Origin of the sequence: Citrobacter sp. XT1-2-2, assembly GCF_023516235.1 — a bacterium.
In the GTDB taxonomy this organism is placed as follows: Bacteria; Pseudomonadota; Gammaproteobacteria; order Enterobacterales; family Enterobacteriaceae; genus Citrobacter; species Citrobacter werkmanii.
This window is the reverse complement of record NZ_CP097324.1, coordinates 2,008,504-2,031,989: the sequence shown is the minus strand read 5'-3', so window position 1 is coordinate 2,031,989 and position 23,486 is coordinate 2,008,504. Positions and strand designations below refer to the sequence as shown.

Genomic DNA, 23,486 nt, shown 5'->3' with positions numbered 1-23,486 from the left:
TACCACCGTTATTCGATAATCTTAATGGCGGCAGATCTTGCTTTCGTGCGTAGAGAAGCCGTCTTCTTTTGCAATAAACTTCCCCTTCGCCGCTAAAAATGCCACCAGCTCAGCCGCCGTCATTCCTTGCGCAGAACAGGTGTGAAAACGTGCCCGCTCGCCAAAACGAGCCGTAATCGCCGCCTCAAGACTGGCATTTGAATACTGCTCGCCAGATTCAATCATCATGTTGAGCACTTCATGCCCGTGAATAGATTCCATACTACCTCCTCAATAAAGGGCATAGCCTAATGTGAACCGCAGGGCGCTGCTTTGCGCTAACACAGGTTTACCAGCAGATAAATGTCATTTCCCATACATCTTAAAATCACCCAACAGTCGTAAAGATTTATGTACATGGATTGTAACGGTGATTTGACGAAAATAATGTTTTGCCTTAACCTGCGCCGCAGATATAACCGTTGATTATCTCTGGGACAGAGGAAAGCGTGAAAAACAGAACCCTGGGTAGTATTTTTATCGTGGCGGGAACCACGATTGGTGCCGGTATGTTGGCAATGCCGCTGGCTGCGGCAGGCGTGGGGTTTAGCGTCACGCTGGTATTGTTAGTCAGTCTTTGGGCGTTGATGTGCTACACCGCGCTGTTGCTGCTTGAAGTGTATCAACACGTACCGGCTGACACCGGGCTGGGTACCCTGGCGAAACGTTATCTTGGCCGTTACGGACAATGGGTAACGGGTTTTAGCATGATGTTTTTAATGTACGCGCTGACGGCGGCGTATATCAGTGGCGCAGGTGAACTGCTGGCCTCCAGCATCAGCGACTGGACCGGGACAGCTATCTCGCCATCAACAGGTGTACTGCTGTTCACCTTTGTTGCCGGTGGTGTGGTTTGCGTTGGGACGTCGCTGGTCGATCTGTTCAACCGTCTGTTGTTCAGTGCCAAGATAATTTTCCTGGTAGCGATGCTGGCCCTGTTAATGCCGCATATCCATAAAGTGAATCTGCTTACGCTGCCGCTTCAGCAAGGGCTGGCGCTGTCCGCAATCCCGGTTATCTTCACGTCGTTCGGTTTTCACGGCAGCGTTCCGAGTATCGTCAGCTATATGAACGGTAACATCCGTAAACTGCGCTGGGTATTTATTACCGGTAGCGCCATTCCTCTGATCGCCTATATTTTCTGGCAACTGGCAACGCTGGGCAGCATTAACTCGTCCACGTTCATGGGGCTGTTAGCCAACCACGCTGGCTTAAACGGATTGCTACAGGCATTACGCGAAGTCGTGGCATCGCCGCACGTTGAACTGGCGGTACATTTGTTTGCCGATCTCGCACTGGCGACCTCTTTCCTCGGTGTCGCGCTGGGGCTGTTTGACTATCTGGCAGACCTTTTCCAGCGCCGAAATACCGTAGCAGGAAGGATGCAAACCGGCGTGGTGACGTTCCTGCCGCCGCTGGCATTTGCGCTGTTCTATCCACGTGGTTTCGTGATGGCGCTGGGATATGCGGGCGTTGCCCTCGCGGTACTGGCGCTACTGATCCCCGCCATGCTGGCATGGCAAAGCAGAAAACATAACCCGCAGGCTAACTACCGCGTGGCGGGTGGCGCACCGGCGCTGGCGTTGGTGTTTATGTGCGGCATTGTGGTAATAGCGGTACAGTTTTCCATTGCAGCAGGGTTACTGCCTGAAGTGGGTTAAACAAAAGGGGCTTTACGCCCCTTTCTGTTAATGCAGACAGCACTGCTTGTATTTTTTCCCACTGCCGCACGGGCACGGGTCGTTACGTCCTACTTTGGCATCCACTTTTACCGGCACCTTCACCGGCGTTTCCTGCGGATGCGCCATCCACCAGGCATGCAGATCCAACGCCGCCAGACGGATAGCGTCCACGCTTTCTTCAAACTCTTCTGGCGTCAGTTTCTCAACCACCGCGAAGTTTTCTTCTGTACCATGCAGCGCAATAGCCTCGAGCGCCGGTTTCAACGTATCCGGTAATGCGGACCAGTCCGACAACGCGACGCCGCGCATATAACCAAAGCACCACTCTTCTACGATGGTCAGTTCATGCTCGTCAATTTCACGCAGACCAAACAGCGGCTCAAACTGCTCAGGGTATTCATCCAGACGATCGGCCGTATCCGCCATGTGCTGAAACGCCAGGTTCATGAAGCGCGTCATTTCTTTTTCGGAGGACCAGCGAGGGACATACTGCGCACCACCCCAAATTGCGACCAGCCACTGCTCCGGTTCAATTTCATACGGTGAACTGAGCACCGCCGTCAGCAAACCATCCAGTTCTGACACATCCAGAATAGCCTTGTCCGTATTGTACTTAGTCAGTACATCATCCAGCCATTCCAGTTCGCTCTCGTTTAATGGTCCCGTTTTCATAACGCTTTTCCTTAGTCAAAAATTCTCGCCTGTAATCATCCTACATGGCTGGAGGGATAACAGATACAAATGGGCGTGGGCGGCTTACAATTGCCGCCAGTTCAGGTTAACAGGAAACGAGGGGAATTCCGGTAGTTAACGCACAAAAGAGAACACCAGGCCGCCGGGCATCATACCGGGAAAACAGAACAAAACCACCCGTAGGTGGTTATTGTTGCTCAATACGGTTAAGCGTCGCGCTATACCCGGTTTTTTCTACCGCTTTAAGCAAAGTATCGGTAGGAAAACCTTCAGGCACGATCGCTTCTGCCTGCCTTGTCTTGAGTGAGGATTTCGCCTTAATGACGCCATCGGTTTCGCGTAATGCCTGATTGACCGAAATTACGCATAGCGAGCAGGTCATATTTTGTATATCCAGCACCACTTTTTGATTGGCCGCCTGACCCCACAACGGCAATAATAAGCCTGCAACTAACGTGAAAATCTTCATTCAAACACCTCATAAAACCAGGCAACCAGCGTTGGGTAAAATAACACCGGCAAAATCAACGCCAGCGCACACCAGTAGAGAACGCGCGCTTGTTTCAGGGTTAGCCAGCCAGAACACCACAACCGTTTGGAAAAATAGAGTCGCCAGAAAACACGCAGTAATAATCCCAATGACAGCAGCATCAAAGGAATTCGTAAAAACTCAAACCGGGTTAAAACAGCAAAGCTCGCCGCTGAAATACCAAATAACAGATATAACAGCGGCCCAACGCAGCATAAGCCGGCAGTGATGGCAGCCGCCGCGGCCGTCAGCAGGGTCAGTCCCGCGCCTTTAGCGTTGTTCTGTGGCGACATAGCGGTAGGAGAACACTTTAGGATCGTAGAAATTGATCGGGTCGCCATCGACTTCTGCGTAAGGATAACCAAAGTTGTTCATGGCGCCCTGCTCTGTCGCCGGATACAACTCGAAATCACGTCCGTAGTTGAATCCTACCCAGTTCATTTCCCAGTTACCAAACAGGTAAGCGTTGACGGCCTGGACATCGGCGTCCTGATGCGATTTTTTCTCAGTCAGACGCATTTTGGTCACGTCAGCGGGATCGCACGGTAACCAACCGTAACCTGCCAGATAGAATTCGGCGCGACAGTGCTGTCCACCGCTGACATCGGCAACGCCTGCGCTATCGGCCTTGCCAAAGGCGCTTTTCGAGTAGCGCTCGAGCTTATTGGCTTTGCCCAGACGGATGCCAAACAGTTCACGCGCCGGAATACCGCTGGCCCGTGCCAAAGCAACAAAAACGGAGCTCATATCGGTACATTTTCCCTTGAGCTTGCCGCTTTTTAAGATCTCCGCCACATCACCGGTACCGCAGCCAATAACGTCATTATCTCGTTCCATATGGCTACTCACCCAGTCGTAAATGAGACGCGCTTTTTTCAGCGGATCTTGCTCATTACCGGTAATTTTGCGCGCGGTTTCCAGAACCAGCCCATCAACAGGCGTATGTGCCGTCGGTAACAAGTAGGGTTTTACATCCAGCGGATAAATAATCTGCTCCGGTACTTGCCAGGTTTTTAGCGCATCCTGCTTCAACGGCTCCCAGTCGGCGGTTTCAATGTCGATATCAACGTTAATCAACAATTCGCTCTGGGAGTCTGGCCAGGTGGCGAACAGCGTCTTCGCGCCATAGGCATTGTTGGTGGTGACATACGCCTGCTGATAGTTCCCGCTAAAGGCAAGGGCTGTCATTTGTTGAAACGCAGTATCTACAGGTAGCGGGATCCAGAGTTTCACCACACCGCGCGATCCCTCAGCAGGGTTGAGTTTATACGTTTGTGATAAGACAAAGCGTCGACGCGCGACAGGCGCGACTGTTGGCTCCGCGGCATGTACCGTCTGGCTAAGAACCGTAGGCCCGACTAAACCGGCGGCGGAAAGGAGAACGCTATTTTTGAGAAATTGTCGACGTTGCATTGCTGTCTGTCCATGTTGTAAGAGTTGAGCTACGGCCCGTTGGGAAACCGGCGATCATCACAGCAGACAGACGCTGACTTAAAAAGGCGAGTCGATGGAGATTATTCATCAATAACAGACCTGTTAACTGTGAATGAAATGAGAGACTACAAGGTCGCTATTAAGCCATTTACAGGCAAAAAAGTACAGTAGCAAGCGGATATCAATCTGCCAGATCACCCTGTCGCATGAAGCAAACGCAGCAGAAATCCGGCCTATATTTAAATGCATGCAATAGTAGAAATAACCCAATCCATAATCCCGTTTCATATTCTGGGAGGAAGTAAAAATGGCAATGAGAATACTGTCTATTGATGGCGGCGGGATCAGAGGCATCCTGCCGGGTATGCTACTTGTGGCACTGGAGAAGAAATTGCAGGATATATCAGAAAATCCTGCCGCCAGAATTGCGGATTACTTCGATCTGGTTGCCGGTACCAGTACCGGGGCCATTCTGTGTTCTGCTTATGTTTGCCCTGACACAAAAGGAAAACCAAAGTTCTCCGCTCAGGAAGCCGTCAATTTCTACCTTCAGGATGGGGATGAAATTTTTGATGTCGGTGTCTGGAAAACAATCAGTTCACTGGGTGGCGCTACCGATGAGAAATATTCTGCAAAGGAGCTGGAGCGAGTATTAAAAATGGCATTCGGTGAAACAAAACTCAGTGAATTATTAAGACCAACCTGCTTTGTTTCTTATGACGTGAGCAGTCGTCTTCCTGTCATTTTCAAACAACATTCAGCCCTCGCCAAAAATCGGGACTTCCTGGTCAGGGACGCTTTACGGGGTACCTCTGCGGCTCCCACCTATTTCGAAGCAGCGCGTATTTATTCATTGCCCCCTGTTCCCGAAAAATTTGTCCTGGTTGATGGCGGTGTGGTAGCAAACGACCCCGCGCTCTGTGCCTATTCCGAAGCGATTAAATTCAGTAATGTCGCTGGCATTAAGGATATGATTATTGTCTCACTGGGAACCGGCAAGAAATTGCAGGGGTATTCCTATTCCGAAGTTAAGGACTGGGGCCCCTTTGGCTGGGCAAAACCGGCTATTGATATCGCGCTTGAGGGGGGGCCGCAGATGACCGCGTATTATCTGCAACAAATTGCCTCAACGGTAAAAAATTCTAAATACTACAGAATACAGCCTGAACTATACGGCGCCGATCCAACGCTGGATAACGCATCGCGTGAAAACTTAGAACTTCTGCGCCAGGCAGGTCTACAAAATGCCGCCGTGTATGATAAGACATTGACTGAGATCGCTAAGTTATTAATCAATAGTGGAGGCAATTTTAAATATCAGGACGCTCATTAATCCCCAACGCTGACTGAGCTCAAAATATATGCACCTTCGTTGCCAGTTTACGGGCTAACCCTCTTGCCCCCTCACGCATGACCGTATTGTGATTCCAGCGAAATACAGGTGCCGCCAGCGGGGCAAGATAATTCATCCAACGGATAGTGGTTCGGACATTCCAGTCATATTTGACAATAGTCTCTTTGCCACTCGCAGTAAAAGACCACACACCTCGCCCTTCTACCGCCCCGCTGGCTTGTCCTTCAAGCAGAGAGCAAGGGAGAATATTCAATACGTTGATATCAAAGGTTAAACGATAAGGAAGCGCCCCTTTCCAGGTATAACGATGTAGCGCGCCAATGCCCTGTAAATCCCCCTTCTTAATCTCCACAATTCTTTCCAGACTTCCCCACCATTCCGGCCACTGGTCCGGATGGGAAAAAATATCCCATACCTCCTGGATTGAAGCCTCAACCCGCCAGACCGTGGAAAACTGATACTCAGCCATAGTACGGGCTCCCTCAAGGCGTGAAGAAATTAGCGGGAAAACGGATGTTGATAACCATAGCTTCCAGAAGAACGGTTTCTAATCGCCGCCCATCTGGGGAATAGCCGATCACTTTGGCAGGGAATCCGTGATAATTATCCAGCCAGACGTCGTAGCGGTGAACGCCATCCACTGTCATTATTCCTGGCCCAACCACAGACACATGCGTCGTCTCCCGCCCCGCTAGACGCTCCTGAGCAACAACCGTCGTTGTTCCCTCGCGCTGCAGATGGCGAATATTGCCTAACAACACGCCGATATCAGAACGATCCACCCGATGACCGCGCTCATCCTGGATCAATGAATTGGTCGGCGACAGGTGCAAAATGGGCAACGACCCCACACCAAATGGCCATAATGTCACTTTACCGATGACGGGATTAAAGATGAGCACCGCGCCTGAATGCGGCTGGGAAAAATCCATTCGTACGTAGCCGGGTTTCTGATAGCTGTAGCGAATGATTTTATTCTCATCCTGCGCAGATGAAGATCGCAGCATGACCTGATAAGAGCTCATGTTGTTAAATGACTGCAGCGAAAATGCAACAGGATCCGTGGCTCTGGCTCGCGGTGATAATCCCCCTCTTTCTTCCACCGACCATACTGAGCAACTAAAGACAAGCAATGCGGTGAACGCAACTAGCGGAAAAAATGAGACGCTCATGGCCGCCCCCTGTATCTGTACTATCTGCCAACAGGAGTCATCGCCTGTCGACTGTTATTATAGTTCTTAACCGCGTGGCGCTACTCTCCCTGCTTCTCAGACGCAGTAGGAACAGTTGGTTAAATTGTTGGTTTTCTTTTCAGTTGAGGTGACAACATCAAGCTATACTTTAATAGCCATACTCTTAACAGGTATTAATCATGAAACTGCCATCGGTATTTTCATGCGCCGTTCTCATCTTACTGCTGCTGGCGTCATCATCTGCCACAGCCAGCGCGTTACAAAACCAGGCCGCGAGTGAGCAAGCGTTAAGCGCGGCACTCCGTGCCGGTAATGGCATCATCATCATTGGCGGTACAGATGATTTCGCTTTCACGTTCAGGGCACCAAACCGAATCCACAGACATTTAGCGATTCAGGATAGCTTTGGCGATCCCACCATGATAAATGGTTTCCAGGACCTCAACGATAATCCTGCCCGAAATGGGTTTATCAACAACCCTGCCCGAGGACGATTTATGCTTAACGCACCGATTCGTCGATAGAGTGATTATCTATTGCAAATGTTTGAAGGGCATTTTACGTATCAGGCAGGATAAAACGACGAATTACAGGCACAAAAAAACCACCCGTAGGTGGTTTCACGACACTGCTTATTGCTTTGATTATTCTATTCTTTCCCATGGTACCCGGAGTGGGACTTGAACCCACACAGCGCGAACGCCGAGGGATTTTAAATCCCTTGTGTCTACCGATTCCACCATCCGGGCTCGGGAAGAAATTGGAGGCGCGTTCCGGAGTCGAACCGGACTAGACGGATTTGCAATCCGCTACATAACCGCTTTGCTAACGCGCCGAAATCTTCTGGCTTTTCAGCCGACATCCGCTATTGCCGATGCCTTTAATTTGGAGCGGGAAACGAGACTCGAACTCGCGACCCCGACCTTGGCAAGGTCGTGCTCTACCAACTGAGCTATTCCCGCATCACCAAGTAACTTTGTTAATCACTTGATTTTGTTATCGTCTGGCAATCAGTGCTGCCGTTCGATGCGTTGCATTCTACTTACCTGACGCAATGAGTCAACGATATTTTTCACCACTGACGATCGTTTGCTGAAATTTGCGCCGAAACGATCACTGTTCAAGCAAATCTCCCCATGCAGCGCTCAAATACTGGAACATTGACCACAAAGTCAGTACCGCAGCGACGAAGAAAAGTGCGATCCCGGCATACTCTACCCAAATATTTGGGCGCCACAGCAACCACGCCAATGCGGCCATCTGCGAAGTGGTTTTCACTTTACCGATCCAGGACACTGCCACACTGCTGCGTTTACCCAGTTCTGCCATCCATTCACGTAGCGCAGAGATGATAATTTCACGCGCGATCATCGTGGCGGCAGGAAGCGTCACCCACCAGCTGTGATAGTGCTCCGTCACCAGCACCATCGCGATAGCAACCAGCACTTTGTCGGCAACGGGGTCGAGGAAGGCGCCAAAACGCGTGCTTTGGTTCCAGCGACGCGCCAGATAGCCATCAAACCAGTCGGTGACCGCCGCAATACAGAAGATCAGCGCACAAACAAAGGGAGCCCAGGTGAATGGCAGATAAAACGCCAATACAAAGAATGGGATCAGGATGACGCGAAACAGCGTGAGCAACGTAGGGATATTAAATTGCATATGACGGATAACTATCTGTTGTCAGTGAAATTACCCCTATGTTGCTACAGAGGGCCTAATGTTTCAACGAGTAGAAGATCTTTTCTGCCAGAGCTTGCGAAATACCCGGCACTTTTGCAATTTCTTCAATACTTGCGTTACGAAGACCTTGCAAACCGCCCATATATTTCAACAACATCTGCCGACGCTTAGGCCCAACGCCTTCAATGGTCTCAAGCGTGCTGGTACTTTTCACCTTCGCGCGTTTTTTCCGGTGTCCGCTGATCGCATGATCGTGAGATTCATCGCGGATATGCTGTATCACATGCAATGCGGGCGAATCCGGCGGCAGGCTAAAGCCCTCTCCTTCCGGCTCAAAGAATAGCGTTTCCAGACCCGCTTTACGATCGGCCCCTTTCGCCACCCCCAGCAAAAGTGGGTGCTGTTTATCCCAGGGAACATCCAGCTCAGCAAAAACGGCTTTCGCCTGTCCCAACTGACCTTTACCGCCATCGATCAATATGACGTCCGGAACCTTACTTTCTTCTATCGCCTTACCGTAACGCCGACGCAGAACCTGATTCATCGCCGCATAATCGTCGCCCGGCGTAATGCCGGTGATGTTGTAACGACGATACTCTGCGCGCAGTGGGCCATTGGCATCAAAAACCACGCAGGAGGCGACCGTCTGCTCGCCCATCGTATGGCTGATGTCAAAACACTCCATGCGTTTTACAGCGGGTAACTTCAATACCGATGCCAGCGCCGTCAGTCGCTGAGTAATGGTCGACTGCTGAGAAAGCCTGGTGGTTAACGCTACTGCCGCGTTGGTACGCGCCAGCTTCAGATAACGCGCACGATCTCCGCGCGGTTTCGTCTGAACATTAATCTTCCGCCCGGCCAGTTCAGACAATGAATCCGCCAGCAGAGTTTTATCGCTAAGATTAAAATCGAGCAGGATCTCGCCAGGTAAGGTACGCATCTGACTTCCCTGCAAATAAAACTGCCCGACAAAGGTTTCCACCACCTCGCCGAGTTCTGTTCCATTCGGTACTTTCGGGAAATAGCTGCGACTGCCCAACACTTTACCCTGACGAATGAACAGTACGTGCACACAAGCCATGCCAGCGTCAAACGCCACCCCGATAACGTCCAGATCGTCCCCGGAATTCGAGACAAACTGTTTTTCGGTGACGCGACGTACAGCCTGAATTTGGTCACGAATACGCGCAGCCTCTTCAAATTCGAGATTTTGGCTGGCCTTTTCCATCCGGGCGATAAGTTGGGTTAATACCTGATCGTCTTTCCCGGACAAGAATAAACGGACGTACTCGACCTGCTGTGCATACTCTTCCTCACTCACCAGGCCCGCCACACAGGGACCGAGGCAACGGCCAATCTGATATTGCAGGCAAGGTCGCGAGCGATTGCGATACACGCTGTTTTCGCACTGGCGGATGGGAAAAATTTTCTGCAACAGCGCCAGCGTTTCTCGTACGGCATAGCCGTTGGGGAACGGTCCAAAGTACTCGCCTTTGGCATGCTTGGCCCCACGATGCATCGCCAGCCGTGGATGAGTATCGCCGCTGAGGAAAATAAAAGGATACGATTTATCATCGCGCAGCAATACGTTATAGCGCGGCTGATACAGCTTGATGTAGTTGTGTTCAAGCAATAACGCTTCGGTTTCGGTGTGTGTCACCGTGACATCAATCTGCTGGATTTGCGCGACCAACGCTTCGGTCTTACGCGACGCGAGATTACTACGGAAGTAACTGGAAAGCCTTTTTTTCAGGTCTTTCGCTTTCCCGACATAGATAACCGTCCCGGCGGTATCATACATACGATAAACGCCGGGCTGACTGGTTACGCTCTTCAGGAACGCTTTGGCATCAAACTGATCGGTCACTGGCTTGTTAATGTCTCCGCATTACACAGGCCATGGCGAATTGCCAGGTGAGTCAACTCGACATCGCCGTGAATGTTTAATTTACTGAACATTCGATAGCGATAGCTGTTCACCGTTTTAGGACTAAGATTCAGTTGTTCTGAAATCTCATTGACCTTCTGACCTTTGGTGATCATCAGCATAATCTGCAACTCGCGTTCAGACAAACTGGCAAACGGGGTTTCCGTTTTCTCAGGTTCAATCTGGCTGAGCGCCATCTGCTGAGCGATATCGGAGGCAATATAACGTTGCCCGGAATAAACCGAACGAATGGCACTCACAACTTCCTGGGGGGCGGCTCCTTTGCTGAGATATCCTGCGGCACCTGCCTGCATGACCTTTGCAGGTAACGGGTTCTCGGTATGTACCGTCAGCATAATCACTTTAATGTCTGCCGTTGAACGCGCAATTTTGCGGGTTGCTTCGAGACCGCCAATACCGGGCATATTCATATCCATCAGCACAACGTCCACGGTATTTGAGCGGCACCATTTCACCGCATCTTCACCGCAGCACGCTTCGCCGACAACTTTTATGCCTTTTATATCTTCCAGAATGCGTCGTATCCCTGCGCGCACCAGTTCGTGGTCATCAACAAGAAAAACGTTGATCAAAGGAATATCTCCAGAATAGGGATAACGCTACCGATAGTTAATCGGTCCTATGTTAACGGGTTTTATCTCAACTTTGAAATGTAAAAAACGTCCGACTTTCGATTTTGCTCTCGTTTTTGGAAATTAGATTGTACGGCGGGTGGAAAATTTCAGGCCTCATAGCCTGCTGCCACGGTTATATCTGCATAGCTGTTTCAGAATAGTGACAAAAAATTCATATTCCTGCGCTGAATGCAAAACAGGCAGCCAAAGTTGTAACAACAATTAACGAGTAAAATACTCGAAATAAACAACAAGTGGAGAAAATATATGCACTGCAACATGTTGTTTATTTTAATGTCCATCCCTTTAGCTTGCACAAAAAACAACCACTGATATTTTTAGCCTCGCTTATGGTATACTCCGCCGCCTTAAGATCTGACATCGCACTTTTTCATTGAAACATAACGAGGAAAATAAATGAGTACGCCTGACTTTTCCACTGCTGAGAATAACCAGGAACTGGCCAATGAAGTCACCTGTCTGAAAGCCCTGTTAACACTGATGCTGCAGGCAATGGGTCAAGCCGATGCTGGACGCGTGATTCTTAAAATGGAAAAACAGATCGCGCTGATTGAAGATCAATCACAGGCTGCGGTATTTTCCAGCACTGTTAAGCAAATTAAACAGGCCTACCGCCAGTAACAAGAAACCGGCTGACAGCATTGCTATCAGCCGGTTTTGCGTCTGACACTCAGAACGATAATTTATTCAGATAAGCCCGGTCGCAGCGGCGTAACACGCTATCTGCGTTTTGTTTGGCGCATTGAATTTCTTTTGCATATTCTTCTGGTGAAAGTTAACGGTATTTTCAGAAATCGACAGTATTATCGCTATCTCCGAAGACGTTTTCCCCTCTGCGGTCCACTTCAATATTTCTTTTTCCCGCTTGCTAAAACGCATCTCTGGCACCATGACCATGTCATCTTCCAGTCGCGTCAGCACCGACAGGCTTTCCCGCACCAGAAGCTGCATTCTGAGCTCCACTTCATCATTCGCAAAACGACTATTTTGGACACTCGCTCGCGATACCGATAAAAATCCCAACGCCCGATTCGGCAACATTAAACATTGCGTCATCCCTTTGCGTAAACCGTGATTGCGTGCGGCGTCCCACAGGGGTTGCGCATCACGAAACAAGCTATCGTCCCAGGGTAAATGCCCCTGGCTGAAGTTTTCAGGCTTCAGCACCGGATCAATGGCGAAATAATTCTCGGACTGATAATGTGCCACCCACGCTTTGGGATAGGTCGTATGAAGTGACGTTTTAGGACGGGTAAAGGGTACGGGATGACGAACACAGAGAGCGTAGAAATCGAACTCTAAATGCTGCGTCTGTTGTTGTAACTCATTATAGACATCCTCTGCCGTCGCCATTTCCTGAAAGCGTAACAGCATGCTCCGTCGCCAGGTAAAGAAATCATGATCCTGCATACTAAGTGGTAATGCCCCTGCGATTGATAATCATCCAAACATATGAAACAAGCTAACACATAAATGTATTTTATATATGCAAATTATCGGACAAATGAAAAATTACTTGAGCGTGACTCAATCGCCAGAGTAAGCAATAGAATCAAGTATTAATAATAAAGCAATATTTATAAATAGTTATGCGCACAGCACTCACCATAAAACAATGCCGGTGAGTGCTGCTTGTACTATTTATTGCATGAGGAATTTTTCGAGAAACTGACGGGTTCGCGGCTGTTGCGGATGCGTAAATAAAGATTTAGCGGGTCCCTGCTCCACTATCCGTCCTTGATCCATAAATATCGCCCGGTCAGCCACATCACGCGCAAAGCTCATTTCATGCGTCACAATCACCATGGTGCGTTTTTCCTGCGCCAACTGGCGAATGGTATTAAGCACCTCGCCAACCAGTTCAGGGTCAAGCGCTGAGGTGGGTTCATCGAATAAAATAACCTCTGGTCGCATCGCCAGCGCCCGGGCAATCGCCACGCGCTGCTGCTGCCCACCGGACAGGCGGCGCGGATAGCTGGTTTCTTTTCCCGCCAGCCCGACTTTTGCCAGCAGTTCGCGCGCACGGGCTGTCGCTTCGGCTTTAGGTTCGCCTTTGACAATCACCGGACCTTCAATAATGTTTTCCAGCACCGTACGATGGGGAAACAAATTAAAGTTCTGGAACACAAAGCCTACGTGCTGGCGCAACTGGCGAATCAGTCCTTTCTGCTGAGTTAACGACCGCGCGGTATCAATGGTTATCTCACCCACTTTAATGGTGCCCGCCTCCGGTTGCTCCAGCAAATTAATGCTCCTCAGCAGCGTGGTTTTGCCCGAACCGCTCGGTCCGATAATCGCCACAACTTCACCGGGTTTGACGTCGAGATCGATCCCATGCAGCACCGTTTGCCCATGGAATTTTTTGACCAGGTTTCTGACTTCAATAGCACTCATTTCGGCTCTTTCTCCTGGCGGTTCAGTTGTTCTTCAAAATAGTTCTGCAGCGCAGAAAGCACTGTCGCCATTACCCAATAAATCAAGGAGGCCGCCAGATACATAGTGAACACTTCCAGCGTACGCGAGGTAATCAGCTGCGCCTGACGGAACAGTTCAGGAACCTGAATAGTCGCGGCCAGCGAAGTGTCCTTCACCAGGCTGATAAAGCTGTTGCTCAGCGGCGGCAGCGCAACGCGTGCCGCCTGCGGCAGGATCGCCCGGCGCATGGTCTGCCAGCGCGTCATGCCAATACTGGCCCCCGCCTCCCACTGCCCTTTGTCGATGGAAGAGATTGCCGCCCGCAGCGTTTCCGCCGCGTAGGCCGCCGTATTCAGCGACAAACCAATCATCGCCGCCGGGATGGGATCCAGCTCAATACCAAACTGCGGCAGACCGTAATAGATCATAAAAAGTTGGGCGATCAACGGCGTTCCGCGAAAGACAGAGATATAAAAGCGCGCCAGCCAACGTACAGGTAATAGCGGCGACAGGCGCATTAGCGCCAGGATAAACCCCAGCACGAGGCCAAAGAACATCCCGCCGATACTCAGTTGCAGCGTAAAAACCGCGCCTTTAAGCAGATACGGTAGGGAATCGATCACCAGTTGGATACTTTCTTGCATTACGTTTTTCTACCTGATTGTTACACGTGAGGATGGTAGGCAAACAATGCAGGCGCCCCACCGGTATGGATAAAGAGAATTGGCCCTTCATCTTTAAAGCGCTTCTGGCTGATGCCGTCAATCAGACCCGCCATCGCCTTGCCGGTATAGACCGGATCCAACAAGATGCCTTCCAGCCGCGCCAGCAGTTTTACTGCTTCCATGCCCTCTTCGTTTGGCGTACCGTAGCCCGGCGCATAATAATCATCCCATAGCAGGATATCCGCTGAGGCCGTCAGTTCCAGTTCACGGGCAATGTCCTGCTGTAGCGTAACAACTTTGGGCTTTTGATCGGCCACGCTGCGCGAGACGGTCACGCCAATCAGCTCAACGTGTGGCATCAGCTGTTCCAGCCCAACGGCCAGTCCGGCATGCGTACCCGCGCTGCCCGACGCCACGACCACGGAAGACAGCTCTACGGCCCCTTCACTCTGTTGCGCAATTTCCAGCGCGCTTTCCACATAGCCCAGCGCGCCCAGAGCATTGGAACCCCCAACCGGGATCACGTACGGACGGAACCCTTGCGCTTCAATCCGCGTCGCCAGTTCCTGAAGTTGCGCATTCGGATCGGTCAGCGCATCGCACATTTCAATCTGGGTATTAAACAGGTCCAACAGCAGACGGTTGCCGTTGCTGAGATAGTTTTCCGCCGTGGTGCCAATCGGGTTTTCCAGCAGCGCCACGCAGTGCAGGCCAAGTTTAGCCGCTACCGCCGCCGTCTGGCGCACATGGTTAGACTGGATAGCGCCCGCGGTTATCAACGTATCGGCCCCTTCACGCAGCGCATCCGCCGCCAGAAACTCCAGCTTACGCAGTTTATTGCCGCCCATGGCCATCGGCGTAACGTCATCGCGTTTGATGAAAATATCGCGCCCAAGATAGTCGGAGAAGCGTGGAAGATATTCGAGCGGTGTTGGTGCGCCAATAAATTCCAGACGTGGAAAGCGCGTTAAGTTATGCAGCGGCATACAGCCTCCGGTATTTGTTGTTGTGATGTTCTTTTTATTATGCACGTTCAGGCGCAATGAAATAAAAAAAGGCGCTGTTAAAGGCGCCTTTTTTCATCGGATGACGATTATTTCGTCACATCCGCTCCAAACCATTTTTCAGACAGCGCTTTCAGCGTACCGTCTTTTTGCATTTCGGCAATGGCGGCATCAACCGCTTTCAGCAGATCTTCATTGCCCTTGCGCAGCGCCACACCAGATTCCTGGCGGGAGAAAGCCTCACCGGTGACCGCCAGCGTATCTTTGGTTTTCTTCACCAGATCCAGCGCTGCCAGACGGTCAACCAGAATCGCGTCGATACGGCCTACACGCAGATCCTGATATTTGGTCGGGTCATCATCATAGGTACGAATATCCACGCCCTGCACGTTCTGGCGCAACCACTCTTCATAGTTGGTGCCCAGACCCACGCCGACTTTTTTACCTTTCAGATCGGCGGCGGTCTTGATAACGCCTTCATTGCCTTTCTTCACCAGCGCCTGGATACCAGAGACCGTATACGGGGTAGAGAAATCGTATTTTTTCTTCCGTTCGTCAGAGATGGTCACCTGGTTGATAACCACGTCAATGCGTTTGGAATCAAGCGAGGCCAGCATGCCGTCCCACTTGGTCGGCTTCAACGTGGCTTTCACCCCAAGGTGCTTTGCCAGTGCTTCGGCGAACTCCACTTCGAAACCCGTCAGCTTGCCGTCATCGCCCTGAAAACTAAACGGGGGATAGGTCCCTTCCAGGCCCACCAGCAGCGTACCGCGCTCTTTAACTTTATTTAACAGACCTTCATCTGCATAAGTCTTTACGCTCATTCCGGCGACAAGTGCAACAGCCATTACACCCATCAGAGCCTGACGTCCCAGAAGTGCTAATTTCATAGTTACCCCGAATATTGTCATTAGTGACTATCATTTATGACCGTAGTGTAGAGCGTTTGTCGTGATTCACAAACACCACTCCGTTACACCTTATTCGTTTTTAATATATATCAGAACTGGCTGTCCAGGAGGATTTCTGCATATGCCCCATATGCGTATGGGCTTTAAACTGCTCATACTTACGCAATGCGATGCGATAATTGTTGGTGCTGGTTTCCGGCAGCCACGGGGCAAGGTTTTCGTCGAGGAACCCTTCCTGCAGCAATTCGTGAGAGATATTTTGTTCGGTCAGATGATTGCCAAGGCGGCGCAGGCGGACAACGTATTCACGTACCGTGCCGTGGCTCATTTCGGTCTGCTCAAATAAAAATTGTTTAAATCCGATGATGTCAAAAAAGTCGCTCTGCTCTTTGCAATGCAAATCACCGCAAAAACGACACAGCGCCACCCACTCTTTTTTCTCCTGTTCCCACTCTGCTTCATCCAGCAACGTGTCCAGGCGGGCGATGGCGATTTTATTAACAATTTGTCCACGGCGAACCAGCGTGATCCTGTCGAGCAACTTCAGGCAATGGGCGCAATGCGTCTGGCTGTGTTTGAAATCTTTGAGGTAGCGGCTTAGAGGCCGTCTTTTTGATTGCTGCACCGTCATGAGAACTCCTGGTAGTCAATTCGTAATGCGGCATTGTTCAGGGGTAATGATTACCCCTATAGCTTACCCAGCTTGGTGCGTAGACGTTTGATGGCCTGGCTGTGCAACTGGCTGACCCGCGACTCCCCGACTTCCAGTACCGCGCCGATCTCTTTCAGATTCAGCTCTTCCTGGTAGTACAGCGTTAACACCAGCTTTTCGCGCTCCGGCAACGCCTCGATCGCCTCCATCACGCGCTGGCGGAGGTTACCCTCAAGTAACTGTTGTAACGGGTTTTCCTGCTGATGTTCTTCCGTCACCAGCTCAATACTATCGCCATGCTCTTCCCGCCACTCGTCGTAGGAGAAGAGTTGGCTGTTATTGGTATCAAGCAACATCTGACGATACTCTTGCACAGGAATAGCCAGACGCTCCGCCACTTCGGTTTCCGTCGCGTTACGCCCTAACTCCTGCTCCAGTTGTCCCATCGCCTGTGCCACTTCGCGAGCATTGCGCCGAACGCTACGCGGCACCCAATCCCGGCTACGTAGTTCGTCCAGCATCGCTCCACGAATACGCTGCACTGCGTAAGTGGTAAATGCCGTTCCTTGCAAAGCGTCATATCGGTCAACTGCATTCAATAACCCGATGCCGCCCGCTTGTAGCAGGTCATCCAGTTCTACGCTCGCCGGCAAACGCACCTGAAGGCGCAATGCTTCGTGACGCACCAACGGTACATAACGCTGCCACAGCGAGTGTTTATCCATTACACCTTCAGCGGTATACAGTGAATTCACGATAAACAGCCCTGCGTTAAATGAGTTATCGGCATGATTATCCGTTTCTGCAGGGGTTTTAATCGGGTGAATAGTGGGTGAAATGGGGGGTTATTTGGGGGTTACGGGTAAAGATAAATGTAAAAAACCCCGCCGGAGCGGGGTTTGCGCGATAAGCGTAAATTAACGCAGCAGAGACAGAACGTTCTGCGTGGTCTGGTTAGCCTGTGCCAGAACAGAAGTACCCGCCTGTTGCAGGATCTGCGCACGAGACATGTTAGACACTTCGGTCGCGTAGTCGGAATCTTCGATACGGCTACGAGCAGAGGACAGGTTGTTAACGGTGTTGCCCAGGTTGGTGATAGTAGAATCGAAACGGTTCTGAATTGCACCAAGTGAACTTCTCTGCCCATCAACCATTTTCAGTGCACTATCAATAGTTGAAAGCACATCAGGATTGCTGGAAATTGCCGTACCTACTTTAACTTTTCCGTTTGAATCGATGTCAGCACGATAATAATCGGTACCTTCCTTGATCACATAACCCAGAGTACCGTCGTCTTTTTTATAAGAGTTTAAAGTCTGGTTAGCTGCCAATGACTTTGTATCAACAGTAACTTTTTTCGTCGCGACATTCGCTTCAGTGACCGCTTTAGTCGTATCAACAGTAGCTGCAATATCAGTAGAACCAGAATCCCAAGTTACTTTACCATCAGCAGCGATAGTTGCTGCATGGTAGGTTGCCCCCGTTTTAACTGCATAACCAGAGCCATTACTTAAAGCATACAGTCCATCAGCTGTTTTCTTCGTAGCATTACCATCAGCCTGGATATCTGCAGTCACCTTTTTATATGAAATGGCAACGTTCGCAGTACCATCAGCAATAGCTGTAGCATTTACTTTTGTAGTGTCAAAACCAGTATCGACGGAGAATTTAGACAGCCCTAAAGTTGTGGTATCAATCTTTTTAAGATCAATTTCAATTTTCTCGCCGTCATTAGCACCAACTTGAATACCTAACTTCGTATCCTGAGTCAGAACTTTTACGCCGTTAAACTGAGTCTGGCCGGAAATACGGTCAATTTCAGCCAGTCGTTGTTCTATTTCCTGCTGAATTGATTGAACATCACTGTCAGAGTTAGTACCGTTTTGAGATTGAACAGCCAGTTCACGCACACGTTGCAGGTTGTTGTTGATTTCGTTCAGTGCACCTTCGGTGGTCTGTGCGATGGAGATACCGTCGTTGGCGTTACGAGATGCCTGGGTCAGACCTTTAATGTTAGAACTAAAGCGGTTGGCAATTGCCTGACCAGCAGCATCGTCTTTCGCGCTGTTGATACGCAGACCAGAGGACAGACGCTCGATAGCAGAGCTCAGTGAGGACTGAGATTTGTTCAGGTTATTCTGGGTCAACAGCGACAGGCTGTTTGTATTGATGACTTGTGCCATGATCTTTTCCTTATCAATTACAACTTGATGTTATTGGGCTGTTGCCCACGGTTTCTCACCGTAACCCTTGTATCGGCACCTTAAATTCGAACTTTAGAAAATTTTTACTTTCCGCTCTCTTTTTTCTTAGCCCGTGAAATACCCTCTTTATGCACCACTATTCCGCGCATTATTTTGACAAAACTATCATTAAACTTTGCGCGCAGATTGCCGATAACCCGCTTAACAATTGTTTGCAATCACAAGGAATCGGGCATGGCTTCATTTACATCACTGGGCGTGGGCTCAGGCTTACCACTGGACACGTTGCTAAACAACCTGACTATTGCAGAAAAAAAACGTCTAAATCCAATTACTCAGCAGCAAAGTGATAACACCGCCCGGCTGACGGCTTACGGTACGCTGAAGAGTGCGCTGGAAAAATTCCAGACGGCCAATACCGCGTTAAATAAACCGGAACTGTTCAGAAGCAGCAATGTGACCAGCAGTACTGAAGACCTGAAAGTGACCACCGAAGCCGGCGCGGCACCGGGTATTTATACCATCAGCGTCACACAGCTGGCCCAGGCGCAGTCTCTGAGCACCTCATCGGTTGCTTCCAGCAAAGAGGCGCTGGGTGATGGTTCTGCCACCCGTACAATTAAGATTGAGCAGCCGGGTCGTAAAGAGCCGCTGGAGATTAAACTGTCGCAAGACAAAACCACGCTGGATGATATCAGTAAGGCGATTAACGATACCGATAGCGGCATCTCCGCCAGCATCGTGAAGGTGAAAGATGGCGAGTTCAAACTGGTGCTGACCGCAGCAGAAGGTATGGACAGCAAAATGACCATCTCTGTTGACGGCGACAGCAAGCTGAACGATATGCTGGCCTACGACAGCAAAGCTGGCACCGGAAAAATGACTGAGTTGGTTAAAGCGCAAAACGCACAGCTCACGATGAACGGGATCCCAATTGAACGTCAAAGCAACAAAATTACCGATGCCCCGCAGGGCGTGACGCTGGAACTGACCAAAAAGGTCACCGACGCGCGTGTTACCGTCACGAAAAGCAATGAGAAAGCTACGGAAGCGATTAAAGGCTGGGTGGATGCCTATAACTCACTGATCGATACCTTTAATACGCTGACCAAATATAAAGCCGTTGATCAAGGTGCTGAAGGACAGGACAAAGACAACGGTGCCCTAGTGGGTGATAGCGTAGTACGTATGATCCAGACTGGTATCCGTGCGCAGTTTGCTAACTCCGGCAGCGAAGGCGCCTTTAAGACGCTGAATGAAATTGGCATCAAGCAGGATGGCAAAACCGGCAAGATGACCATCGATGACACTAAACTGAAAAAAGCGCTGGACGAAAACACCGCTTCGGTACGCGAGTTATTGGCTGGCGACGGCAAAGAAACCGGCATCACTACAAAAATTGCCACTGAAGTAAAAAGCTATCTGGCTGATGACGGCATTATTGATAGTGCGCAAGACAGCATTAACGCCACGCTGAAGAAACTGACCAAACAGTACCTGTCAGTCAGCGCCAGCATTGACGACATGGTTGCGCGCTATACGGCGCAGTTTACCCAGCTCGATAGCATGATGAGCAAATTGAATAACACCAGTACCTACCTGGGCCAACAATTTACAGCGATGAATAAATCCTGATAACACGAGGTAAGCATGTATACCGCGAGCGGTACCAAAGCCTATGCACAGGTCAGTGTGGAAAGCGCCGTAATGAGCGCCAGCCCGCATCAGCTGATCGAAATGTTGTTTGATGGCGCGAACAGCGCCCTGGTGCGCGCTCGCCTGTTTATGCAACAGGGTGATATCGTCGCCAAAGGCGAGGCGTTAAGTAAAGCCATTAATATTATCGACAATGGTCTGAAAGCAGGTCTGGATCAGGAAAATGGCGGTGAAATCGCCACCAACCTGTCTGCGCTGTATGACTATATGATTCGTCGTTTACTGCAAGCCAACTTGCGTAATGATTGTCAGGCTATTGAAGAAGTCGAAGGGTTGCTCGGCAACATTGCGGAAGCCTGGAAACAGATCTCACCGAAAGCGTCGTCCCAGGAGTCTCGTTAATGACCTCAGCCGTGGAGTTTATCAACCGTTGGCAGCGCATCGCGCTACTCAGTCACTCGCTGCTGGAACTGGCGCAGCGGGGTGAATGGGACCTTTTACTGGAACAGGAAGTTACGTATCTGCAAAGTATTGAAGTGGTCATGGAAGAGCAAACTCCACCTGGCATTACACGAAGTATTCAGGACTTAGTGGCCGGGTATATTAAACAGACGCTGGATAACGAACAGTTACTCAAAACACTGTTACAACAGCGGCTGGATGAACTCAGCAATCTTATCGGCCAGTCGACGCGCCAGAAGACGCTCAATAACGCCTATGGCCGTCTTTCCGGCATGCTGTTAGTACCCGACGCCCCCACCGCCCCGCAATAATTTTCTGTTAAATCTGAATAATCTTCCATACTCCAGAGGTCGGCCAAACGACTTCTGGAGCACGGAAGATGAAAAATCCCACGTTATTGCAGTATTTTCACTGGTATTACCCCGATGGGGGTCAACTCTGGCCCGAGCTTGCCGAACGCGCGGGCGGACTCAATGATATCGGCATCAATATGGTATGGCTGCCCCCCGCCTATAAAGGCGCATCAGGCGGTTATTCCGTTGGCTACGACTCGTACGATCTGTTTGACCTGGGCGAGTTTGACCAGAGGGGAACCATCCCCACCAAGTATGGCGATAAAAACCAGCTGCTGGCGGCAATTGACGCGCTGAAACACAACGACATCGCCGTACTGCTCGACGTGGTGGTTAACCACAAAATGGGCGCGGATGAAAAAGAGAGTATTCGTGTCCAGCGGGTTAACGCCGACGATCGCACGCAAATAGACGATGAAATCATCGAATGTGAGGCCTGGACGCGCTATACCTTCCCCGCCCGCGCAGGCCAGTATTCACAATTCATTTGGGACTATAAATGCTTCAGTGGCATTGACCATATCGAGAACCCCACCGAAGACGGCATTTTCAAAATCGTTAACGATTATACCGGTGAAGGCTGGAACGATCAGGTGGATGATGAACTGGGTAATTTTGATTATCTGATGGGCGAGAACATCGATTTTCGAAATCACGCCGTGACCGAGGAGATCAAATACTGGGCGCGCTGGGTGATGGAGCAAACCCAGTGTGACGGTTTTCGTTTAGATGCGGTGAAACATATTCCGGCATGGTTTTATAAAGAGTGGATTGAACACGTACAGGAGGTCGCGCCCAAGCCATTATTTATTGTCGCGGAATACTGGTCCCACGAGGTCGACAAACTGCAAACCTACATTAACCAGGTGGAGGGGAAAACCATGCTGTTCGACGCCCCATTGCAGATGAAATTCCACGAAGCCTCCCGTCAGGGCCGCGATTACGACATGAGCCAAATCTTCACGGACACGTTAGTCGAGGCCGATCCGTTTCATGCCGTCACGCTGGTTGCCAATCACGATACCCAGCCGTTGCAGGCGCTGGAAGCCCCTGTCGAGTCATGGTTTAAGCCGCTGGCCTATGCGTTGATCCTGCTACGGGAAAACGGTGTACCGTCGGTGTTTTATCCTGACCTCTACGGGGCGCATTACGAAGACACCGGCGGCGATGGCGAAACCTATTCTATCGACATGCCGATCATCGAACAGCTCCCCGAACTGATCCTCGCGCGCCAGCGCTTCGCCCACGGCGTACAGACGCTCTTTTTCGATCACCCTAACTGTATCGCCTTTAGCCGCAGCGGAACGGACGAAGATCCCGGCTGTGTGGTGGTGTTGTCTAATGGTGATGATGGGGAAAAGACCATCAATCTCGGCGCGAATTACGGTAATAAAACCTGGCGTGATTATCTGGGAAATCGCGAAGAAAGCGTGGTCACCGATGAAAACGGCGAAGCGACGTTTTTCTGTAACGGCGGTAGCGTCAGCGTGTGGGTGATTGAAGACGTGTTGTAATACTCAACCCCGGTGGCCGCTGGCTACCGGGGCGTGCTGCTTATGGCAGCGGCGTGGCCAGCGGTGTTTTCTTTAACGCGTCAGCACATTCCGGCGTCGGGCGATCCACCCGTTGTAGCGTCATGCCATCATACTCCAGCGTATTGCCTTCACGCTCAATCTCATACAGCTCACGTTTCACGGTCACGTTGGTGAGATCGCCGGAAATCATCGTCAGTTTCCCCGGTAGAGCAATGACCCGCTGCCACTGGCGACAATCCAGCGTATCGCCTTCTTTCGTCACCACCAGGCTGGCAATGGCTTCCGGGCTGACCAGGCTGCGTTGCGGACCTTTTGACTGCCAGTAGCCTTCCAGACCGGCTGGCGCTGGCGTTTTCACCACGTCGTTATAATTCTCTACTTCGGCGCATCCGCTCAGCGCCAGAAATACCCCAACGATTGCTAATTTTTTCATCATTCA

Annotated in this window: 27 protein-coding genes and 3 tRNA genes; 8 read left to right on the top strand and 22 right to left on the bottom strand. The window is 50.6% G+C overall.

The window, feature by feature from the left end:
- Window positions 1-21: 21 nt before the first annotated feature.
- On the bottom strand, window positions 22-261 hold the full coding sequence (locus M4I31_RS09615; RefSeq protein ID WP_038641513.1) for a YecH family metal-binding protein: 240 nt from the start codon (window positions 259-261) through the stop codon (window positions 22-24).
- A gap of 227 nt (window positions 262-488) precedes the next feature.
- On the opposite strand from M4I31_RS09615, the gene tyrP reads away from it, so the two are divergent.
- A complete protein-coding gene (gene tyrP, locus M4I31_RS09610) occupies window positions 489-1,700 on the top strand; it encodes a tyrosine transporter TyrP (protein ID WP_085048020.1) in 1,212 nt (403 codons plus the stop codon).
- Between the two features lie 27 nt (window positions 1,701-1,727).
- Here the strand turns inward: tyrP and M4I31_RS09605 are convergent, their stop codons facing one another.
- From M4I31_RS09605 to M4I31_RS09590, 4 genes are all read right to left on the bottom strand, one after another.
- Window positions 1,728-2,393, bottom strand: a complete 666-nt coding sequence (locus M4I31_RS09605) for a YecA family protein (protein ID WP_042307734.1) — start codon at window positions 2,391-2,393, stop codon at window positions 1,728-1,730.
- A 208-nt stretch (window positions 2,394-2,601) separates the two neighbouring features.
- Window positions 2,602-2,883 carry a heavy-metal-associated domain-containing protein gene (locus M4I31_RS09600; RefSeq protein ID WP_085048018.1) on the bottom strand — a complete coding sequence of 94 codons (282 nt, stop codon included), beginning with the start codon at window positions 2,881-2,883 and terminating at the stop codon, window positions 2,602-2,604.
- Window positions 2,880-3,236 carry a mercuric transporter MerT family protein gene (locus tag M4I31_RS09595; RefSeq protein WP_085048017.1) on the bottom strand — a complete coding sequence of 119 codons (357 nt, stop codon included), beginning with the start codon at window positions 3,234-3,236 and terminating at the stop codon, window positions 2,880-2,882. The genes M4I31_RS09600 and M4I31_RS09595 overlap by 4 nt, the downstream gene beginning before the upstream one ends.
- Window positions 3,214-4,356: a transglutaminase-like domain-containing protein gene (locus M4I31_RS09590; protein ID WP_085048016.1), complete on the bottom strand. Its 1,143-nt coding sequence runs from the start codon at window positions 4,354-4,356 to the stop codon at window positions 3,214-3,216. The genes M4I31_RS09595 and M4I31_RS09590 overlap by 23 nt, the downstream gene beginning before the upstream one ends.
- A gap of 328 nt (window positions 4,357-4,684) precedes the next feature.
- Here M4I31_RS09590 and M4I31_RS09585 point away from each other — a divergent pair, with 328 nt between their 5' ends.
- Window positions 4,685-5,710, top strand: coding sequence for a patatin-like phospholipase family protein (locus tag M4I31_RS09585; protein WP_085048015.1), 1,026 nt, complete (start codon window positions 4,685-4,687; stop codon window positions 5,708-5,710).
- Window positions 5,711-5,729: 19 nt separating this feature from the next.
- Here the strand turns inward: M4I31_RS09585 and M4I31_RS09580 are convergent, their stop codons facing one another.
- Together M4I31_RS09580 and M4I31_RS09575 are read right to left on the bottom strand one after the other, a co-directional pair.
- On the bottom strand, window positions 5,730-6,200 hold the full coding sequence (locus M4I31_RS09580; RefSeq protein WP_069323579.1) for an SRPBCC family protein: 471 nt from the start codon (window positions 6,198-6,200) through the stop codon (window positions 5,730-5,732).
- Between the two features lie 13 nt (window positions 6,201-6,213).
- Window positions 6,214-6,903: a DUF1571 domain-containing protein gene (locus M4I31_RS09575; RefSeq protein WP_085048014.1), complete on the bottom strand. Its 690-nt coding sequence runs from the start codon at window positions 6,901-6,903 to the stop codon at window positions 6,214-6,216.
- A gap of 200 nt (window positions 6,904-7,103) precedes the next feature.
- Between M4I31_RS09575 and M4I31_RS09570 the strand changes: the two genes are divergently transcribed.
- Window positions 7,104-7,448, top strand: coding sequence for a hypothetical protein (locus M4I31_RS09570; protein ID WP_085048013.1), 345 nt, complete (start codon window positions 7,104-7,106; stop codon window positions 7,446-7,448).
- A gap of 138 nt (window positions 7,449-7,586) precedes the next feature.
- On the opposite strand, the gene M4I31_RS09565 is transcribed toward M4I31_RS09570, so the two are convergent.
- From M4I31_RS09565 to uvrY, 6 genes are all read right to left on the bottom strand, one after another.
- Window positions 7,587-7,673: transfer RNA gene (locus tag M4I31_RS09565), tRNA-Leu, on the bottom strand.
- Window positions 7,674-7,685: 12 nt separating this feature from the next.
- A tRNA-Cys gene (locus tag M4I31_RS09560) sits at window positions 7,686-7,759 on the bottom strand.
- 51 nt (window positions 7,760-7,810) lie between these two features.
- Window positions 7,811-7,886: transfer RNA gene (locus tag M4I31_RS09555), tRNA-Gly, on the bottom strand.
- 151 nt (window positions 7,887-8,037) lie between these two features.
- The gene (gene pgsA, locus M4I31_RS09550; RefSeq protein WP_038641531.1) at window positions 8,038-8,586 is read right to left on the bottom strand and encodes a CDP-diacylglycerol--glycerol-3-phosphate 3-phosphatidyltransferase; all 549 of its coding nucleotides are present in this window, start codon (window positions 8,584-8,586) and stop codon (window positions 8,038-8,040) included.
- A 55-nt stretch (window positions 8,587-8,641) separates the two neighbouring features.
- Window positions 8,642-10,474, bottom strand: coding sequence for an excinuclease ABC subunit UvrC (gene uvrC, locus M4I31_RS09545; RefSeq protein WP_038641533.1), 1,833 nt, complete (start codon window positions 10,472-10,474; stop codon window positions 8,642-8,644).
- The gene (gene uvrY / locus M4I31_RS09540) at window positions 10,471-11,127 is read right to left on the bottom strand and encodes a UvrY/SirA/GacA family response regulator transcription factor (RefSeq protein ID WP_038641535.1); all 657 of its coding nucleotides are present in this window, start codon (window positions 11,125-11,127) and stop codon (window positions 10,471-10,473) included. The genes uvrC and uvrY overlap by 4 nt, the downstream gene beginning before the upstream one ends.
- Window positions 11,128-11,586: 459 nt before the next feature.
- Here uvrY and M4I31_RS09535 point away from each other — a divergent pair, with 459 nt between their 5' ends.
- The gene (locus tag M4I31_RS09535) at window positions 11,587-11,811 is read left to right on the top strand and encodes a DUF2594 family protein (RefSeq protein WP_006684077.1); all 225 of its coding nucleotides are present in this window, start codon (window positions 11,587-11,589) and stop codon (window positions 11,809-11,811) included.
- Window positions 11,812-11,877: 66 nt separating this feature from the next.
- Here M4I31_RS09535 and sdiA read toward each other — a convergent pair whose 3' ends face one another.
- From sdiA to M4I31_RS09495, 8 genes are all read right to left on the bottom strand, one after another.
- Entirely contained in the window at window positions 11,878-12,600 is a 723-nt protein-coding gene (sdiA, locus tag M4I31_RS09530; RefSeq protein ID WP_038641538.1) for a transcriptional regulator SdiA, read from the bottom strand.
- Between the two features lie 231 nt (window positions 12,601-12,831).
- Window positions 12,832-13,584 carry an L-cystine ABC transporter ATP-binding protein TcyN gene (gene tcyN, locus M4I31_RS09525; protein WP_003030477.1) on the bottom strand — a complete coding sequence of 251 codons (753 nt, stop codon included), beginning with the start codon at window positions 13,582-13,584 and terminating at the stop codon, window positions 12,832-12,834.
- On the bottom strand, window positions 13,581-14,249 hold the full coding sequence (gene tcyL / locus M4I31_RS09520; protein WP_006684074.1) for a cystine ABC transporter permease: 669 nt from the start codon (window positions 14,247-14,249) through the stop codon (window positions 13,581-13,583). Before tcyL ends, tcyN begins: the two co-directional genes overlap by 4 nt.
- A 20-nt stretch (window positions 14,250-14,269) precedes the next feature.
- A complete protein-coding gene (gene dcyD / locus M4I31_RS09515; RefSeq protein ID WP_085048011.1) occupies window positions 14,270-15,256 on the bottom strand; it encodes a D-cysteine desulfhydrase in 987 nt (328 codons plus the stop codon).
- 107 nt (window positions 15,257-15,363) lie between these two features.
- Window positions 15,364-16,164, bottom strand: a complete 801-nt coding sequence (gene tcyJ / locus M4I31_RS09510) for a cystine ABC transporter substrate-binding protein (protein ID WP_032939603.1) — start codon at window positions 16,162-16,164, stop codon at window positions 15,364-15,366.
- Between the two features lie 100 nt (window positions 16,165-16,264).
- Complete coding sequence (gene fliZ, locus M4I31_RS09505) at window positions 16,265-16,816, bottom strand: flagella biosynthesis regulatory protein FliZ (RefSeq protein WP_069323574.1); 552 nt, start codon at window positions 16,814-16,816, stop codon at window positions 16,265-16,267.
- A gap of 56 nt (window positions 16,817-16,872) precedes the next feature.
- The gene (gene fliA, locus M4I31_RS09500) at window positions 16,873-17,592 is read right to left on the bottom strand and encodes an RNA polymerase sigma factor FliA (RefSeq protein ID WP_038641545.1); all 720 of its coding nucleotides are present in this window, start codon (window positions 17,590-17,592) and stop codon (window positions 16,873-16,875) included.
- A gap of 162 nt (window positions 17,593-17,754) precedes the next feature.
- Window positions 17,755-19,020 carry a FliC/FljB family flagellin gene (locus tag M4I31_RS09495; RefSeq protein WP_085048010.1) on the bottom strand — a complete coding sequence of 422 codons (1,266 nt, stop codon included), beginning with the start codon at window positions 19,018-19,020 and terminating at the stop codon, window positions 17,755-17,757.
- A 255-nt stretch (window positions 19,021-19,275) separates the two neighbouring features.
- Between M4I31_RS09495 and fliD the strand changes: the two genes are divergently transcribed.
- From fliD to amyA, 4 genes are all read left to right on the top strand, one after another.
- Window positions 19,276-20,676 carry a flagellar filament capping protein FliD gene (fliD, locus tag M4I31_RS09490; RefSeq protein WP_085048009.1) on the top strand — a complete coding sequence of 467 codons (1,401 nt, stop codon included), beginning with the start codon at window positions 19,276-19,278 and terminating at the stop codon, window positions 20,674-20,676.
- 15 nt (window positions 20,677-20,691) lie between these two features.
- Entirely contained in the window at window positions 20,692-21,099 is a 408-nt protein-coding gene (fliS, locus tag M4I31_RS09485; protein WP_085048008.1) for a flagellar export chaperone FliS, read from the top strand.
- The gene (gene fliT, locus M4I31_RS09480; RefSeq protein ID WP_003030458.1) at window positions 21,099-21,470 is read left to right on the top strand and encodes a flagella biosynthesis regulatory protein FliT; all 372 of its coding nucleotides are present in this window, start codon (window positions 21,099-21,101) and stop codon (window positions 21,468-21,470) included. The genes fliS and fliT overlap by 1 nt, the downstream gene beginning before the upstream one ends.
- 68 nt (window positions 21,471-21,538) lie before the next feature.
- Window positions 21,539-23,026: an alpha-amylase gene (gene amyA / locus M4I31_RS09475; protein ID WP_085048007.1), complete on the top strand. Its 1,488-nt coding sequence runs from the start codon at window positions 21,539-21,541 to the stop codon at window positions 23,024-23,026.
- Between the two features lie 40 nt (window positions 23,027-23,066).
- On the opposite strand, the gene yedD is transcribed toward amyA, so the two are convergent.
- Window positions 23,067-23,480, bottom strand: a complete 414-nt coding sequence (gene yedD / locus M4I31_RS09470; protein WP_038641556.1) for a lipoprotein YedD — start codon at window positions 23,478-23,480, stop codon at window positions 23,067-23,069.
- Window positions 23,481-23,486 lie beyond the last annotated feature (6 nt).

Excerpts from the sequence above, each read along its gene's own strand:
- M4I31_RS09570 (WP_085048013.1), top strand. The coding sequence starts at position 7,104 with ATGAAACTGCCATCGGTATTTTCATGCGCCGTTCTCATCTTACTGCTG.
- tcyN (WP_003030477.1), bottom strand. The coding sequence starts at position 13,584 with ATGAGTGCTATTGAAGTCAGAAACCTGGTCAAAAAATTCCATGGGCAA.
- fliS (WP_085048008.1), top strand. The coding sequence starts at position 20,692 with ATGTATACCGCGAGCGGTACCAAAGCCTATGCACAGGTCAGTGTGGAA.
- M4I31_RS09615 (WP_038641513.1), bottom strand. The coding sequence starts at position 261 with ATGGAATCTATTCACGGGCATGAAGTGCTCAACATGATGATTGAATCT.
- M4I31_RS09580 (WP_069323579.1), bottom strand. The coding sequence starts at position 6,200 with ATGGCTGAGTATCAGTTTTCCACGGTCTGGCGGGTTGAGGCTTCAATC.
- M4I31_RS09575 (WP_085048014.1), bottom strand. The coding sequence starts at position 6,903 with ATGAGCGTCTCATTTTTTCCGCTAGTTGCGTTCACCGCATTGCTTGTC.
- tcyJ (WP_032939603.1), bottom strand. The coding sequence starts at position 16,164 with ATGAAATTAGCACTTCTGGGACGTCAGGCTCTGATGGGTGTAATGGCT.
- fliD (WP_085048009.1), top strand. The coding sequence starts at position 19,276 with ATGGCTTCATTTACATCACTGGGCGTGGGCTCAGGCTTACCACTGGAC.
- yedD (WP_038641556.1), bottom strand. The coding sequence starts at position 23,480 with ATGAAAAAATTAGCAATCGTTGGGGTATTTCTGGCGCTGAGCGGATGC.
- M4I31_RS09590 (WP_085048016.1), bottom strand. The coding sequence starts at position 4,356 with ATGCAACGTCGACAATTTCTCAAAAATAGCGTTCTCCTTTCCGCCGCC.
- fliZ (WP_069323574.1), bottom strand. The coding sequence starts at position 16,816 with ATGACGGTGCAGCAATCAAAAAGACGGCCTCTAAGCCGCTACCTCAAA.
- M4I31_RS09595 (WP_085048017.1), bottom strand. The coding sequence starts at position 3,236 with ATGTCGCCACAGAACAACGCTAAAGGCGCGGGACTGACCCTGCTGACG.
- tcyL (WP_006684074.1), bottom strand. The coding sequence starts at position 14,249 with ATGCAAGAAAGTATCCAACTGGTGATCGATTCCCTACCGTATCTGCTT.
- M4I31_RS09585 (WP_085048015.1), top strand. The coding sequence starts at position 4,685 with ATGGCAATGAGAATACTGTCTATTGATGGCGGCGGGATCAGAGGCATC.
- M4I31_RS09605 (WP_042307734.1), bottom strand. The coding sequence starts at position 2,393 with ATGAAAACGGGACCATTAAACGAGAGCGAACTGGAATGGCTGGATGAT.
- amyA (WP_085048007.1), top strand. The coding sequence starts at position 21,539 with ATGAAAAATCCCACGTTATTGCAGTATTTTCACTGGTATTACCCCGAT.
- M4I31_RS09535 (WP_006684077.1), top strand. The coding sequence starts at position 11,587 with ATGAGTACGCCTGACTTTTCCACTGCTGAGAATAACCAGGAACTGGCC.
- fliT (WP_003030458.1), top strand. The coding sequence starts at position 21,099 with ATGACCTCAGCCGTGGAGTTTATCAACCGTTGGCAGCGCATCGCGCTA.
- M4I31_RS09600 (WP_085048018.1), bottom strand. The coding sequence starts at position 2,883 with ATGAAGATTTTCACGTTAGTTGCAGGCTTATTATTGCCGTTGTGGGGT.
- sdiA (WP_038641538.1), bottom strand. The coding sequence starts at position 12,600 with ATGCAGGATCATGATTTCTTTACCTGGCGACGGAGCATGCTGTTACGC.
- M4I31_RS09495 (WP_085048010.1), bottom strand. The coding sequence starts at position 19,020 with ATGGCACAAGTCATCAATACAAACAGCCTGTCGCTGTTGACCCAGAAT.
- pgsA (WP_038641531.1), bottom strand. The coding sequence starts at position 8,586 with ATGCAATTTAATATCCCTACGTTGCTCACGCTGTTTCGCGTCATCCTG.
- dcyD (WP_085048011.1), bottom strand. The coding sequence starts at position 15,256 with ATGCCGCTGCATAACTTAACGCGCTTTCCACGTCTGGAATTTATTGGC.